The 14,540-nt window shown below is 39.7% G+C and carries 16 protein-coding genes; 11 read left to right on the top strand and 5 right to left on the bottom strand.

Annotated features, from left to right (window positions below; translation table 11 throughout):
* The first annotated feature begins 194 nt into the window (after positions 1–194).
* From ACQ4KW_RS14110 to ACQ4KW_RS14085, 6 genes are all read left to right on the top strand, one after another.
* A complete protein-coding gene (locus ACQ4KW_RS14110) occupies positions 195–1,385 on the top strand; it encodes a hypothetical protein (protein WP_430883125.1) in 1,191 nt (396 codons plus the stop codon).
* Complete coding sequence (locus tag ACQ4KW_RS14105; protein ID WP_430883124.1) at positions 1,386–2,024, top strand: HAD-IA family hydrolase; 639 nt, start codon at positions 1,386–1,388, stop codon at positions 2,022–2,024. It abuts the gene before it with no gap.
* Between the two features lie 39 nt (positions 2,025–2,063).
* The gene (locus ACQ4KW_RS14100) at positions 2,064–2,630 is read left to right on the top strand and encodes a hypothetical protein (RefSeq protein ID WP_430883123.1); all 567 of its coding nucleotides are present in this window, start codon (positions 2,064–2,066) and stop codon (positions 2,628–2,630) included.
* A gap of 132 nt (positions 2,631–2,762) precedes the next feature.
* A complete protein-coding gene (locus ACQ4KW_RS14095; protein WP_430883122.1) occupies positions 2,763–3,260 on the top strand; it encodes a hypothetical protein in 498 nt (165 codons plus the stop codon).
* 372 nt (positions 3,261–3,632) lie between these two features.
* On the top strand, positions 3,633–4,601 hold the full coding sequence (locus ACQ4KW_RS14090; RefSeq protein ID WP_430883121.1) for an NAD(P)-dependent alcohol dehydrogenase: 969 nt from the start codon (positions 3,633–3,635) through the stop codon (positions 4,599–4,601).
* Positions 4,602–4,671: 70 nt separating this feature from the next.
* Entirely contained in the window at positions 4,672–5,574 is a 903-nt protein-coding gene (locus ACQ4KW_RS14085) for an NUDIX hydrolase (RefSeq protein WP_430883120.1), read from the top strand.
* A 90-nt stretch (positions 5,575–5,664) separates the two neighbouring features.
* On the opposite strand, the gene ACQ4KW_RS14080 is transcribed toward ACQ4KW_RS14085, so the two are convergent.
* Entirely contained in the window at positions 5,665–5,886 is a 222-nt protein-coding gene (locus tag ACQ4KW_RS14080; RefSeq protein ID WP_430883119.1) for a hypothetical protein, read from the bottom strand.
* Positions 5,887–6,053: 167 nt separating this feature from the next.
* Between ACQ4KW_RS14080 and ACQ4KW_RS14075 the strand changes: the two genes are divergently transcribed.
* From ACQ4KW_RS14075 to ACQ4KW_RS14055, 5 genes are all read left to right on the top strand, one after another.
* Positions 6,054–7,196, top strand: a complete 1,143-nt coding sequence (locus tag ACQ4KW_RS14075; RefSeq protein WP_430883118.1) for a hypothetical protein — start codon at positions 6,054–6,056, stop codon at positions 7,194–7,196.
* Positions 7,197–7,485: 289 nt separating this feature from the next.
* The gene (locus ACQ4KW_RS14070; RefSeq protein ID WP_430883117.1) at positions 7,486–7,956 is read left to right on the top strand and encodes a GNAT family N-acetyltransferase; all 471 of its coding nucleotides are present in this window, start codon (positions 7,486–7,488) and stop codon (positions 7,954–7,956) included.
* Between the two features lie 64 nt (positions 7,957–8,020).
* Positions 8,021–8,758: a sulfite exporter TauE/SafE family protein gene (locus ACQ4KW_RS14065; protein ID WP_430883116.1), complete on the top strand. Its 738-nt coding sequence runs from the start codon at positions 8,021–8,023 to the stop codon at positions 8,756–8,758.
* Positions 8,759–8,877: 119 nt separating this feature from the next.
* Positions 8,878–10,926, top strand: coding sequence for an oligoendopeptidase F (gene pepF / locus ACQ4KW_RS14060; RefSeq protein ID WP_430883115.1), 2,049 nt, complete (start codon positions 8,878–8,880; stop codon positions 10,924–10,926).
* Positions 10,927–11,022: 96 nt separating this feature from the next.
* Positions 11,023–11,784 (top strand): DUF4184 family protein, encoded by a 762-nt coding sequence (locus ACQ4KW_RS14055; RefSeq protein ID WP_430883114.1) that lies wholly within the window; start codon positions 11,023–11,025, stop codon positions 11,782–11,784.
* Here the strand turns inward: ACQ4KW_RS14055 and hisIE are convergent.
* Genes hisIE through hisH form a run of 4 tightly spaced genes read right to left on the bottom strand, consistent with a single transcriptional unit; the run spans position 11,738 to position 14,534 of the window.
* The gene (hisIE, locus tag ACQ4KW_RS14050) at positions 11,738–12,403 is read right to left on the bottom strand and encodes a bifunctional phosphoribosyl-AMP cyclohydrolase/phosphoribosyl-ATP diphosphatase HisIE (protein WP_430883113.1); all 666 of its coding nucleotides are present in this window, start codon (positions 12,401–12,403) and stop codon (positions 11,738–11,740) included. The genes ACQ4KW_RS14055 and hisIE overlap by 47 nt on opposite strands.
* Before the next feature lie 21 nt (positions 12,404–12,424).
* On the bottom strand, positions 12,425–13,180 hold the full coding sequence (hisF, locus tag ACQ4KW_RS14045; protein WP_430883112.1) for an imidazole glycerol phosphate synthase subunit HisF: 756 nt from the start codon (positions 13,178–13,180) through the stop codon (positions 12,425–12,427).
* A 14-nt stretch (positions 13,181–13,194) separates the two neighbouring features.
* Entirely contained in the window at positions 13,195–13,908 is a 714-nt protein-coding gene (hisA, locus tag ACQ4KW_RS14040) for a 1-(5-phosphoribosyl)-5-[(5-phosphoribosylamino)methylideneamino]imidazole-4-carboxamide isomerase (protein ID WP_430883111.1), read from the bottom strand.
* On the bottom strand, positions 13,905–14,534 hold the full coding sequence (hisH, locus tag ACQ4KW_RS14035) for an imidazole glycerol phosphate synthase subunit HisH (RefSeq protein ID WP_430883110.1): 630 nt from the start codon (positions 14,532–14,534) through the stop codon (positions 13,905–13,907). Before hisH ends, hisA begins: the two co-directional genes overlap by 4 nt.
* Between the last annotated feature and the right edge of the window lie 6 nt (positions 14,535–14,540).

Raw genomic sequence — 14,540 nt, 5'->3', positions numbered from 1 at the left:
AGGATCATAAATTCTATATAGGATATGGCGAGAGCGTAGATCTGAAATTTTGTAAGCACCTGAAATATAAAATATTTAGGCGCTCGGTTCTAGAATAATAGAATCGAGTGTTTTTTTATGTCCACTTTCCTAAAATTTAGGTATCCGAATGTCTTGGAGGGTATATAAACAGATAGTTTGGAAGGAGGAAAAGCATGGCTTCTGATTATAGCTATCTGGAACTGTATTATGAAAAAAACTTATGTCTTTGGCATAAATGGATTCTTCAAGAAGAAAGAAACTGTGATGCCATTGAACGACAATTACATATTTTAGCCAAACAGATGAATATTGAAAAAAGAGAAAGCAAGAAAAACAAGACACGAATCATTCATTATGCTCTTGTAGACTACCATCCAGATATTATTGCCATGCGAAGTTACCTGTCTGACACACAAAACTATATTGTTGATAGCGAAATCGATACTGACAAGATGACAACGGATTTTCTTCTCATGATGGCCCTGCGTGATCGACATGCAAAAAAGGCTGGATATGAGTCTTATGCAAGTATGATTTTAAGTCTTGAGGGCATTGAAATTAATGCTTTGAAACAAGGTTTGAATGATAGGCTCAATCATGAAATCGAGAGGGCCAAAGAGCTTATAAAAAAATATGATTTAAAACTCGACAATTGGTACACAGGATTAAGATCCATTGAATGTGGAGCCAAAGTGAATCATATCATGCTGATGGACAGGGTTTTGAACTATTTCCCAGAGGTCTATGGAAATGTTAAAATAGAAAGGCATACATGTAATAAGGCAGGGTTCGCATCGGAAGTGCGACCGAATGAGATCCATATAAACATTGAAAGGGTGGACACGCTCTTTGATATGAATGTGTTCTTCCATGAAATGGGCCATGGCATAGCACATGCCTACGACAATTCAAAAGGTTTGGATAGGATTTATTCAAATTTCTATGAGGAGTTGACAGGGGTTTTAACGGAGAGGTATCTGGGGCAGATTCTCCGTGATACCCATGGGAAATGCCTTGATGAAATCCGTGTTCTTCAGTATGCCCGATTTGCTATTGAGGCCCTGTATGAACTGGAACTTTGGTTTTCTGATACAAGTCCCGAAGACCTCTTCAGAGCGCATTACCAAAGGATTATAGAAAGTGATGAAGAAATGTCCATTGGACTTAGACAGGCCTTGAGGCTATCAGAACCCCTATATATGTATAATTACATACTTGCAGATATGGCCGCAGAGAAAATTATTGCAGATGGACCAAGCCAATTGAAAGACCTGGCAAGCTATTTGGTAGAAGAGGTGTTTTCTCATGGGGGCAATAAAAATTGGATAGAGTTTGCGCTGAGTACAGCTAAGGAGTTTGACTAAATGATGACGGGCATTAAAAATATAATATGGGATTTAGATGGAACCCTTGTGGACAGCTATCCTGTAATGGCAAGGCTTTTGCAAAATGTTTTAAATACACATGGTATTGAAACATCATATGAAGATGTTTATGAAGCTATAAAGGTATCCATGGGACATGCCATACAATTATTTGCTGGTCCAGATCTTCTTGTTATGAGTCAGGTGAGGGCACAGTTCATTGAGAGAGAGGGAGTGGAACCTGGAGCGTCTTATCAATTGTTTTCAGACACAATTGAGACGCTGAAGCATCTTGTTGAGAAAGGAATAAACAACTTTGTGCTGACCCATAGAAATACCTCAACGTATAAAATAATGAAAGCCACAGGGATGGAAGCCTATATTCTTGATACGATAACGATTGATGACGGATTTAGGAGAAAGCCTGATCCTGAGGCTTTTTTATACCTTATGAACAAACATGATCTATGTCAGAAAACAACCTTGAATGTAGGTGATAGACTTTTTGACATTCAAGCTGGACGTGGGGCTGGATTATTGGGCTGCCTGATAAAGGATGCCTACAACAAATCGTATTTGGATGAAGCGGACTATATTGTTTCATCACGAAGAGGCGTACTAGATTTGATTGAAATGTGAAAAAAACAATGAAAATTTTATACTGGGCATTGTCAGGATGTGGATCGGTTAATTTTCCAAGCGCCTGACCAAGAATTGACAGACAAAGTGGAAGGGGTCAATATGAAAAGGACTATAAAGTATTTGGGCATTGCACTTGTGTGTATAGTGGTAGGTGTTTCGACCTATCAGGGCGTACAGGTTGACCGCTTAGAGAATAGAATAAGGGAACTCAACACATATATCGAAAAGCAGGATATGCAGCTAAAAACTTTAGAAAATCAAATAGCTCAAATAGAACAAACGAAGGCAAGGCAAGGCCAATCTCAACAAGGGATCAAGGATGATAAGCTTTGGTTTTGGGAAAGTCTTGACTATCCGCAGTCTCCAGAGGCTCTTATTGGGTCATTGAAAGGGCAAAATGAACTTATTCCCTTTGAGGGTGTACTGGGAGGGACGCCTTTTTTTGTTCTGGAAAATGCTCAAATTTTAGATCAGACTTATGTCTATGTTCCCATTGAAGACGGCCATGTCATGGGCGGCATGATCTTAAAATATGTGTTTTTAAGTGATTCAAAAATAGAGTGGACTGTGGTCGATGGTTGGTGGCCACAAGAAAATGACTGATTGTTAATTTTTAATCACTGATTGTGTCAAACCTGTTTAATTAATTTCCCTTTGGATATTAATTTATGTGAAGTGGTCTGGTTATTTTTACAGGATATTGAACTCAGATGAGTTTGCTCTGGAGGGAGAAAAATGGCACTGATCAAGAAAGAACTAGATAAGATCAGACGAGATTTCATGGCAGAAGAAGTGGAGAAAGACATTAAAGAACATAGACTTGATTGTATTGACTGTCTCAATCATAGTGGTCGGGTAGAATTACCGGATTTACTTATGAATGCTGTGGCAGAAGGCGATGAAATGACTCTGGCAAGAGAGTTGAAAGAAAAGCAGTGCATGCGGGTTTACAATGCTGTTCCAAAAGGTGGGGAAGTTGTCCTAAGCCGTGTTTCAGACAAGAACTATAAAGAGTTTTCTGAGAGCACTTTCAATAAGTTTTATTTGAGAGGTGTTTGTAGAGAAGCTGCTGATAGTGGTTATGACACGGTTGTTATAAAGGATGACTCCATAGAAGTTGAGTACAAAACAGAGAAACTTCTTGAAAAACTTCGTGAAGATGTTGAGTTTGAAGAGTTGTTGGGCGTCAGAACGTCTGAAAAAAGAACCTTTCAGGTAGTGTACAAATTATAATATTGATAAAGTGTTTTGAATCTGCCCAGAGTGCATGCATTCAAAACACTTTTTTATGCTTAAAAACCTGAGTGCTGGTGTGGTAAATATGGACTGGGAAAGTTTATGTTTGACAAGAAGAGTTGTTAGTAATATAATGATAATAACAAATAGATAGTATCACTATATTACTAACAAAATATGACTAGCAAAATATGACTAGCAAACTTTTTAATTAGGGTAAAGACAAATTGAATTAGGAAGGCACTGATTTTGTACGTGATAGTCAAAAGCAGTCAATAAACAGATGGAAAACAACACGTGTTTGAATGGATGGGAAATATAAGCTGTAAACGATTCTATATTGAAAACGGGACAAGAAAGAGGTGCTTTATGAAATCAGTTGTATACAAAAAGTATGGTTCACCAGACCATTTGAAAATTGTCGAAAAAGAAAAGCCCACACCCAAGGCAAAGGAAGTTCTTATAAAAGTAAAGGCTGTGGCCATTAACTCGGCAGATCATAGATTTCTTATGTCAGACCCTTTCTTTTTAAGGTTTTCATCAGGTTTGTTTCATCCTAAAATTGAAACACTTGGGTCAGATATATCTGGTCAAGTGGTTGAAGTGGGACCTGGAGTCGAAAAAATAAAAGTCGGAGACCGTGTTATTGGGGCTCTTGCTGATGCTGGATTTGGTGGCTTGTCAGAATACATTAATCTCTCGGAAGACCTTGTTACGACATTCGAGGGCAATATTTCTTATGAGAGCGCTGCTGCAACGCCTATGCCAGCTATTGTAGCCCTTCAAGCCATTAGAGATAAAGCCATGCTTAAGCCAGGACAGAAAATTGCAATCAATGGGGCTTCTGGTGGTGTTGGTGGATTTGCTATTCAAATTGCAAAACATTACGGAGCGCATGTAACGGCAATATGTAGTGGAAGAAATGCTGATAATGCTTACTCTAGTGGTGCGGATGAAGTGATCGACTATCATAAAATGGATTTTACAGAAAACGAAAGCGCCTATGATGTTATTCTAGGTGTCAATGGCTATCATCCTATAAAGCATTATGAAAGAGCACTCAAGGAAGATGGAAAATACATTATGATTGGTGGGCAGAGCAAACAGCTAATAGAAGCTGGTCTCAAGGGAAAGTCCTTAAGTAGGAAGACAAAGAAATCTTTTGAAATGATGCTCTCAGTAAATAAACTTTCTGACTTAGAAGAGGTTAGTGCTCTGCTTGAAAAAGGCGTAATTGAGCCAATTGTTGATAGAGTTTTTCCTTTTGCACAGACATCTGAAGCCTTTCACTATTATGGAGAAGGGCGTGCAAAGGGTAAGGTTGTTATCGTCTTTTAATTTACAGTATTTAGGCAAGACTATATAATGGGGTTAGATAGTATTGTATTGACTTCAAGAGGAGACAACTATGGCACATAAAAACTTAGATGCGAATGGAATGACAGAAGATGCCTTTCTAAAATCTTATGACATGTCTGCATTTGACAGACCCTCAATGACAGTGGATATGCTTTTGTTTACGATTGCCAGTGAAGAAGCAGATAATTATAGAAAATTGCCAGAGAAGCAACTGCGCATTTTGCTTATCAAACGAAAGGAACACCCCTTTATAAACACATGGGCTCTTCCGGGTGGTTTTGTTAGAATAGACGAGTCTTTAGAAGCTGCTGCCTATAGAGAATTAAAAGAAGAAACAGGTGTTGACAATGCCTATTTAGAACAGCTCTACACAAGTGGAGAGGTTCATCGAGACCCAAGAGGACGAATCATCAGTACGGCATATATGTCACTTGTGGACGTTAATGAAGTGGTTCCAAAGGCAGGGTCGGACGCCTCTGAGGCCGCTTGGTTTGACGTGACCTATACCTTGAGACGTGAAGAACGAGATATGGGTGACAATGGTTTTGTTGAGAAGCGCTATTTCGATATCACACTTTTTCACGAAGGGACAAGCCTTAAAGTAACGGTTCTGACATCAAGACAGGTGGAAGGACGACATGTGAAATATAGTCGTGAACTTATCTCAAGTGACGGACTTGCCTTTGATCACGGTGTTATTCTCCAGTATGGAATTGAATCCCTCAGAAAGAGACTGGAAACTTCAGAACTGATTTTTCATCTAATGCCAGAATGCTTCACACTGACAGAATTACAAAAGGCATTTGAAGTGATACTTGGACGAGAGCTCTTAAAAGCTAATTTTCGTAGGAAGATTGGGAAGTTTGTAAAAGAGACAGGAAAAACAAGAGCAGATGCAGGGCATAGACCATCCAAACTGTTCGCATTTAACCCCCGATGGTATGATGTTTAAAAAATATGGCTCTAGGAATGACGAGTATTAAAAACCACTTTAATCGCGTTTAAAACGGGATTAAAGTGGTTTTATTTGCATATATACGGCTTAGTTGGCCAGATGAACGGTTTCAGTTTGCGTAGAGTCATATAGTAAATATCCTAAATCGCTTAAATCCTGTAAAACCTTAAGGACTTCCGAGTGGCTACGAATGCCTGCAATGTCCCGAATTGTAATTAAATCAGGAGATTTTCTATTATGATAGATATAATCCCGAATGGCCCGATATGTAGAAATATGTCTTTCTGTAATTTGGACAACTGCTTGCATGTAAACACCTCCCATGACGAAATAAACAAACAGGTTTCTGAAAGAAGTGTTAGTATTTTACCCATAATTCTTACATATTTAAACTGGAATTTTCAAGCAAGCGTTTAGAAACGTTCACAAACAGGTAAAAATTATATGAATTATGACAAAAAACACGGAGGGAAGACATGAATAAAATACATAAATCAATTCAGCATATACAAAAGGATTTGGTCCTTATGACAGGGCTTTTAAAAAGGAAGTCTTTGGAATCAATTTTTGTGGATATTTACTCAAAAGATCCTTTGGTCTTAAAATCGAGTAAATCTTTTTTGGAAGCAAAACTTGAAGCTGATAAAGACTTAGAACTTGTTCGAATTCGCCATCGTGATGATTTAAAGAAAATCACACATGAGGACAGAAAAAACGATCAAGGGCAAGCGCAGGATCTTGTTCGAAGGGCTGCTATTACAGAATTTGCAATATTTGATAAAATGAGTGGAGAAATGATCCGACTCAGTCGTTTTCCCTTTATCTTAAAATGGCAAAAGCGTATTAAGGGTCTTGTTATTAACCCTTTGACTTTACTCCTTGTAGGGCCCGGACGCCTATTTATTAACATAGCCCTTCTGCTTGCAACTTTATACGCCTACAAAACATTGCCTAGTCTATCTATGGTGGAATACTTTTTAGGGGCATCTTCCCCTGTGTATTATGGTCTTTTTGTTCCCTACTTAATATTGTTGGCTTTTGACATCCGATATATGTCCCGCCTATACTTATTGATTTCCGAAATGGCCAAACGTTCTATTAACGACAATGAAGGTTCAGATAAGGCGAGAAAAAAGGTATATGTACTAGACCCAAGCATAAGCATCCATGAAAAAACAGCAACTCGCATCAAGCATATGGTCTTAGGAGAAAATGCACACTTTTTACGCTTTACAGATCAGAAAAAAGGACTTGGATTGGCTGATATAACATTCAAGGTGCCCCAGCCATCAAAGGAAATGCTCCTGCAATACATGGGTGTTTTATCTGGTTTGGAAGAGGCCCATAAAATGGAATCAGAGACCTTGAACCAAACTTTTAACTTCAAACCTATACCAGCAAGAATTCTGGAATCGTTTAACGAAAGCGAGACACTAGAAACGTATACAACAAGTGCATGCAAGAAGTTTATATTGAATTTCGAATTTTTATGCGAGCGTTTTAGTGTAGCAGAGTCTGATAAGGAAAAACTTGCAAAGTTGCTCCTTGATAGATTTTCACACAGCGATGAAAAAGAGGTGAGTGATGATGAATGGGTTCAGATCTTGCCCTATTTATAACAAACATAAGTATATAATCATTCCAGTGGCTTGCAAAATTAAAGATCTAAGCCCTCGCCATATCCTATATAGAGTTTTTGATTCTTAAATTTCTATAATAAGGTGTAGCGTGGGTTCTTGACTGATATTTTACAAGTTGATCAATTTATAAAATCAAAGCAACCTCAAATCGCTTTTCTTGATTCATAAGCTGAAATGCAGACATGGGGTTGTTTTTTTGTGCATATTTATGGTGTGCAAATAATGTATTCATATTAGAATGGTAAAAAACCTTAGGAGTGAAATGAATATGGATATTATCGTTCGAGATATGCAAATAGAAGAAATATCAGATATTGCTGTTATGACAGCCAATTCAACCATGGGAGAATTATACTTCCAATCAGATGCTGACAAGGTTCAGACCATACTAGAAAATGCAAGGCGGGATGAGAGGGTCCTCGTTGCAGTTGTTGATGGTAAGGCTGTTGGTTTTATATGGTTCGATTTAAATGGCGTGTTCCGAATTCACCCTTATATCCATTTACATTTTGTGCGAACTGATATGAGGGGGCAAGGAATCGGAAAGGCCCTCTTAAAGGCCTTTGAAGAAAGTGCAGTCCAAATAAGTCCCAAGACCTTTCTTGCAGTGGCTGAGTTTAATTTTAGAGCCAGTGCCCTTTATGAAACAGAAGGTTACAAATTTGTAGGGAGTGTACCAGGCCTTTATAGAGAAGGGGTTACAGAAAATCTTCTAATGAAAAACTTGAAAGTTCAATAAAACAATTGTTCCACCCTCCCGCCTGTGCTAGAATGGTCATGTGTTTGTACATGGGAGGATTTTTATGACAATATTACTTGGTTTTTTAGTTGTTTTTGCATCGAGTTGTGTTCAGGGTATGACGAGTTTTGGCTTTTCCTTGTTGGCTGTCCCATTGCTTGGGCTATTTATGCCTCTTGACATAATAGTGCCAATGCTTGTTTTATACAGCTTACTTATGAACTTTATGATTCTAATAAAACTTAAAGCCAAACCGGATTTTAAAGCCATAGGAATTATTTTAACAACTGGAATTATAGCCACCCCTTTAGGTGCAAAGTTGCTAATGACAGCAAATCCTGACATTTTAAAGTTTGTTGTGGGCATTATTATCTTTGTTTCTGGTATCTTTATGTATAAAGGTTACAAAGTCAAAATGGGAAGCAAGACCCTTTCTTTTTTGACAACGGGCTTTATGAGTGGTTTGCTTAATGGAAGCATTTCTATGAGTGGACCGCCTGTTATACTCTTTATGACGAATGAAGGCGTGGAGAAAAAGCAATTTAGGACCAATTTGACCAGCTATTTCTTCATACTCAATATTATCACTGTTGGTATATTTTATCTAAATGGTCAACTGGGGGCGCAGGTCATAAAGACATCAGTCTACTTGCTTCCCGCGCTTGTTATCGGCGTCCTGTCGGGCGTTTCCTTGGGGAACAAAGCTAATGAAGACAAGTTTAGAACCTTTACCATCATGATGATTATGGCCATGGGTCTTTTATCTATTGTTTCATCAAATCTTCAAAGCTGGATAAAATAATTAATGATTATGAATTTGAAAAGAGCCTTTTGGCTCTTTTTTTTTCATATATGATTGAAAAAAAGAAAAAGCTGGTATAATTGAAGAGTACGGGAATTATTACCAAAGGGGGAATTAAAATGAATCGACAAAGAAGTAAGAAAAGTATTGTTATGGCTTTATCCTTGGTGTTTATTCTACTCTTAGGGCAAACTGTATCATTTGCCGGGTCGGATTTAATGTCAAGATCACAAGCCGATGACAAGTACAAATGGGATTTAAGAGACATATATACGTCTCGCGATGCCTTTGAAGCAGATGTTGAGGCGGTGGAAACCCTCCTGCCCCAAATTGAGAGTTATGCAGGACGATTAAATACTGCGGATGCTCTTGTGGAGTTATTTGCCCTTGATGAAGAGGCTTCAAGAAAGTTGTTCAAAGCATATGTGTATGCCAACTTAATGCTAGACCTCGATCAGACAAATAATGAAGCCGTGGAAATGTCTTCTATCACAAGTGGTTTATATGGCAAATACATAGCGGCGCAGTCTTATGTCCAGCCTGAAATCCTTGAGCTTGATGATGCGACCCTCCAAACTTTCCTAGAGGACGAACGTCTCAAGGATCATAGGGTTTATCTGGAAGGTCTTTTAAGCCAGAAAGAACACATTCTTTCTAAAGAAGAAGAAAAAATCCTATCCCTGGCTTCGGATATGTCAGGGTCACCTAAAAACATATTTGACAAGGTGACAATCGCCGACAAGGAAAAAGTATACATTGAGAATAAAGATGGGGAAGAAGTTGAATTAACCCCTGGCTTATTCAGTCAAATCATCGAAGACACAGACCGTGACTATAGGAAAGAAGCTGCACAACTTCGATACAGCATTTATGAAAAGGTGAATAATACCCTAGCAGCAACTTATGAGGCAGAAATCAAAAAGAATGTTTTTTTCTCAAAAGCAAGGGGCTTTGATTCTTCTATAGAAGCATCATTATACGCTGAGTCTATTCCTCAGTCTGTTTATGACAACCTTATTGAAGCTGTCAATGACAATTTAGAGCCTCTTCATAAATATTATAAGGTTCGAAAGCAGGCCTTGGGTTATGAGAATCTCTACTACTATGATGCCTATGTCCCTTTGACAGATACTTTTAAAATGAACATTCCTTTTGATGAGGCCGTTGACTTGATAGCAGAGTCACTCCAACCATTAGGTATGCAGTATGTGACTGATTTTAATAAGGGCATCGATGACAGATGGGTGGATGCTTATGAGGACAGTAACAAGTATACAGGGGGTTACCAGTGGGGCACCTATGACACCCATCCTTTCATATTAATGAATTATGATGACACTCTAAACAGTGCGCTCACCCTAGCGCATGAGATGGGTCATGCGCTTAATTCAAAGTATTCCAATCAAGAACAGCCATATTCAATGGCAGACTATCCGATATTTACTGCAGAAGTGGCTTCAACAGTAAACGAAATGTTGGTTATGGATCATTTAATTAAGAATGCCAAAACAGATGATGAGAAGCTTTATCTTGTCAATCAGCAAATTGATAACATCAGGGGCACAGTTTTTGTTCAAGTTATGTTCTCAGAATTTGAAAAAAGAGCCCATGAAATGGTGGAGTCAGGACAACCCCTTTCACCAGATGTTCTCAATGAGCTTTGGATGGAACTTCTTGTAAAATACTTTGGACCTGATTATACGACGCTAGAGTACCAGAAGTATGGTTGGTCGCGTATTCCACATTTCTATATGAATTTTTATGTGTATAAATACGCAACATCCATGTCGGCAGGATATTCCATAGTCAATCAAATAATGGATGGAAAAGAAGGGGCCCTTGAAGCCTATATTGAGTTTTTAGGAGCTGGGGGATCGGCTGATCCAATCACAGTTCTTAAAAATGCGGGTGTGGATATGAACAGTTCAGAACCTGTGGATTCTCTACTAGCTTACTTCTCTGAATTGGTTGATGAACTCGAAGTCTTATTGGATAAAAAAGGATCAAAGGTGGGACATTCCACAACCTATCTTGTTCAACCTGGAGACGTGCTTTGGAAAATTGCAAAGGCCTATGGAACCACATGGAAGGAACTGGCTGAGTTAAATGACCTTGATAATGCCAATTTCATTGAAGTGGGTATGGAAATCATGGTGCCGGTTGACTAAACCAGGCCTTTAAAAGTGAAATTTATGTGAACGTCACGTTTGGTAGTTGAAATCACCTCATGTCATCAATATAATAGGACATGAGGTGATTTTTTAATGCCATTTACTCCAGCGCATGCAGTCGTTAGTCTACCATTTGTAAAAAGAATGAGAGCAATCAGTGTTTTTGGACTCATTATAGGGTCTATGGCACCTGATTTTGAATATTTTTTGAGGTTAAAGCCAGCTTCAATGGGCGGACATACCATAATGGGCATGTTCTTTTTAAATCTGCCCATTTGTATTGTCTTGGCAATTTTGTATATGAACGTGCTTGAAGATGGTCTTATCCAGCTGCTTCCCAGCTTTCTTGCAAAAAAATGGCCACGTTTCGGAAGAAACGTAAGGCATTATGCCTTGGCTGAGTGGCTGAATTTTATATTTTGGACGTTGACAGGTATGCTCACGCATATTGGGTGGGATGCCTTTACCCATAAAACAGGTGCCGTTGTGGGCCTGTTTCCTGTACTGACAAATACAGTGGAAATCATAGGCAAAGAGGTTCCAATCTATAAGTTGCTTCAGCACACAAGCACTCTAATTGGCCTAATAAGTATCTTTATCTATATTATGCTTCGTCAGACCCGACATCGTATGCCACAGGCAGTGGAAGGCCTAGGGCTGATTCGACTAATCTTTTTTATTATTTTAGGCAGTTTAGCGCTGGTTCGTTATCTTATTTTTTCAAGCCCTGCTGTTACGGCCTATGGTGAGTGGATCGTGTCTCTTATGACGTATGCATTCATCGCTTGGCTTGTCACGTCCTTCATAATTAAGAAGCGCGAGCGTCAAGCAGTTCAAGAATTTCTTGCCAACTGATGTCTTTTTTGGCCATGAGCACTGTAAGGTGATACAATAAATCGCCGATTTCGCCAATTAGGGCCTGGTCTTCTTCAGCCAAGGCGGCAATAATGATTTCTGAAGATTCTTCACCGACTTTCTTTAAGATCTTACCAAGACCTTCCTTGAGCAAATAATTTGTATAAGATCCCTCGATGGGATTGTTCTTTCGGTCTTGCACAGTTTTCATAAGTTTATCCAGTGTATGCTCATAAGCGGGCATACACTTTTTTTCACTCTCTTTATCCAAAGTGACTGGGGCATGATTTGTTTGTAAGGAAATGGGGGTGAAAAAACAAGATTTTTCTCCAATGTGACAGGTGGGACCGTCGGGGCTTGCTTTAACAAGGATGGTATCCCTATCACAGTCCAGTTGTAAACTTAAGGCCCTTAAATAATTTCCTGAACTCTCCCCCTTGGTCCAAAGTTTATTACGGCTTCTTGAGTAGAAGGTGACAAGTCCAGTGGTTTGGGTCTGAAGAAGGGCTCTTTCATTCATATATCCAAGCATAAGAATCTCTTTGTCATCGGCACTTTGTATAACTGCAGGAATCAGTCCATCCTCATTCCATTTTATTTCTAGGCGCTTCGTATCCATTGTTTTACCTCTTTCTTTAGCTTAAAGCTTTCGCATGGGGATCTTCTTCATTGACAAATAGTCTTTTAGGTCAGGAATAGCAATTTCCCCGTAATGAAAGACTGACGCCGCAAGGGCTCCATCGGCTCCGCTTGCAAAGGCTTCATAAAAGTGCCTTTCTTGACCTGCACCCCCTGATGCAATGACAGGCACATTGACAGATCGACTGATTTCACCAATGATGTCAAGATCATAACCACCTTTGACACCATCTTCATCTATGGAGTTGATGACGATTTCACCAGCACCCAGGGCCACGCCTTTTTTGGCCCATTCTAGGGCATCAAGTCCTGTTGGTGTCCTACCACCAGAGGTGACGATTTCCCAGCCCCTTTCACTTCTAATCACATCCATTGATAAAACGACACACTGGGCTCCGAACTTTCGTGCGGCTTGGCGGATCAAATCAGGATTGGCAACAGCAGCTGAGTTAATAGATACCTTGTCAGCACCTGCACCAAGAACTTTCGTAAAGTCTTCAAGCTTCCGAATGCCCCCGCCAATCATAAAGGGGATGTTAATGGCCTGTGAGACATCTTTAATAATATCTAAGAAGATATCACGTTTTTCATGGGTTGCTGTAATATCGTAAAGGACAAGTTCATCTGCGCCTTGCTCGGCATATCGCTCAGCCAAATATACAGGGTCTTCCACTTGCTTTATGTCTTTAAAACGGGTGCCTTTTACAACGAGGCCGTCTTTGACATCCAAACAGGGAATGATTCTTTTACATAACATAAAACCACGCCTTTCTATTTTAAGTAAGCCTGTGCCTCACCGAGATTGATTGTTCCTTCATAGAGGGCCTTGCCGACTATGGCGTCAGTCAGACCAGCCTGGGATAAATCAATTAAATCCTGGAGCTTCGATACACCACCTGAAGCAATGACAGTGCCAGAAAAGACTTTGTTGGCTTCAATCAAGACTTCAAGGTTGGGACCGGTCATGGCACCATCTTTAGAAATATCCGTTAAAACAATGGTTTGAACACCTATTTGATTGAGTTTTTCTAAAAACGCTGTGGTCTTTATTCCCGAGGCATTGACCCAACCATCGGTTGTCACGTAATCGTCTTTAACATCCACAGAGACCACAATTCGATCCTTGTATTTTTTGACGAGCGCCTGAAGGCGATCAGGGGCTTTAACAGCCATAGTGCCCACAATCACACGATCAATACCAGCTTGCAAATAAGTTTCCACATCTTCAGAACTTCGAATGCCTCCGCCAACTTGAAGAGGCAGGTCAGTGGCCCTGCGAATATCAAGTATAGCCTCACGAGCAGGGCCTTGACCTGTAAAGGCGCCATCTAAATCAACAAGGTGGAGTTGTTTAGCCCCTTGTGCCATCCAGAGGAGGGCCATATTTTTAGGACTATTTCCATATTCAGTCACTTTGTCGGCACGGCCTTGATATAAACGAACACATTTGCCATCTTTTATGTCAATTGCTGGGTAAATTTTCATGATAGGGTCTCCTTAGTTTCTCGGTTCATGATGTCGATAAAATTTTCTAAAAGTTTTTCACCAGTTCGACCGCTTTTTTCAGGGTGAAACTGCATGGCGAACATATTGTCTTTGCGAAGGGTTGCTGGAATTTTAACACCGTAATCTGCCACTTGAAGCACATCTTCCTCGCAGTGGTTTGTCAGGTAATAGGAATGTACAAAGTATGAGTAAGCCGGTTTTTCAAGCCCTCGAAGGAGTTCATCTGCTTTCTGGTCTTCCAGCTCGTTCCATCCCATATGTGGGACTTTAAAGGGAATGCTTAGTTTTTCAATTTTGCCCTTAAATATGCCAAGACCTTTTGTTTGGCCATCTTCATAGCTTTCTTCACACATGAGCTGCATACCCAGACAAATCCCCAGGGTGGGCTTGTTGGCATAAGCTCTTTGCAAAACAATTTTGTCAAGACCGGAGTCTTTCAAGGACTGCATGGCATCTTTAAAGGCGCCAACGCCAGGTAGTACAGCTCCGCGGGCAGACAGTATTATTTTGGGATTTGAGGTGACAATACAGTCCACGCCAAGCCTGTTGAATGCGTTTTTTACGTTTTGAATGTTTCCAACGCCGTAGTCAATTATTGCAATCATATGCTA

The organism is Tianxiuia mixotrophica (assembly GCF_050596425.1).
Lineage (GTDB): Bacteria > Bacillota > Clostridia > Peptostreptococcales > Acidaminobacteraceae.
Note: the sequence above shows the minus strand (reverse complement) of the source record. Positions and strands in the feature narration are given on the sequence as shown.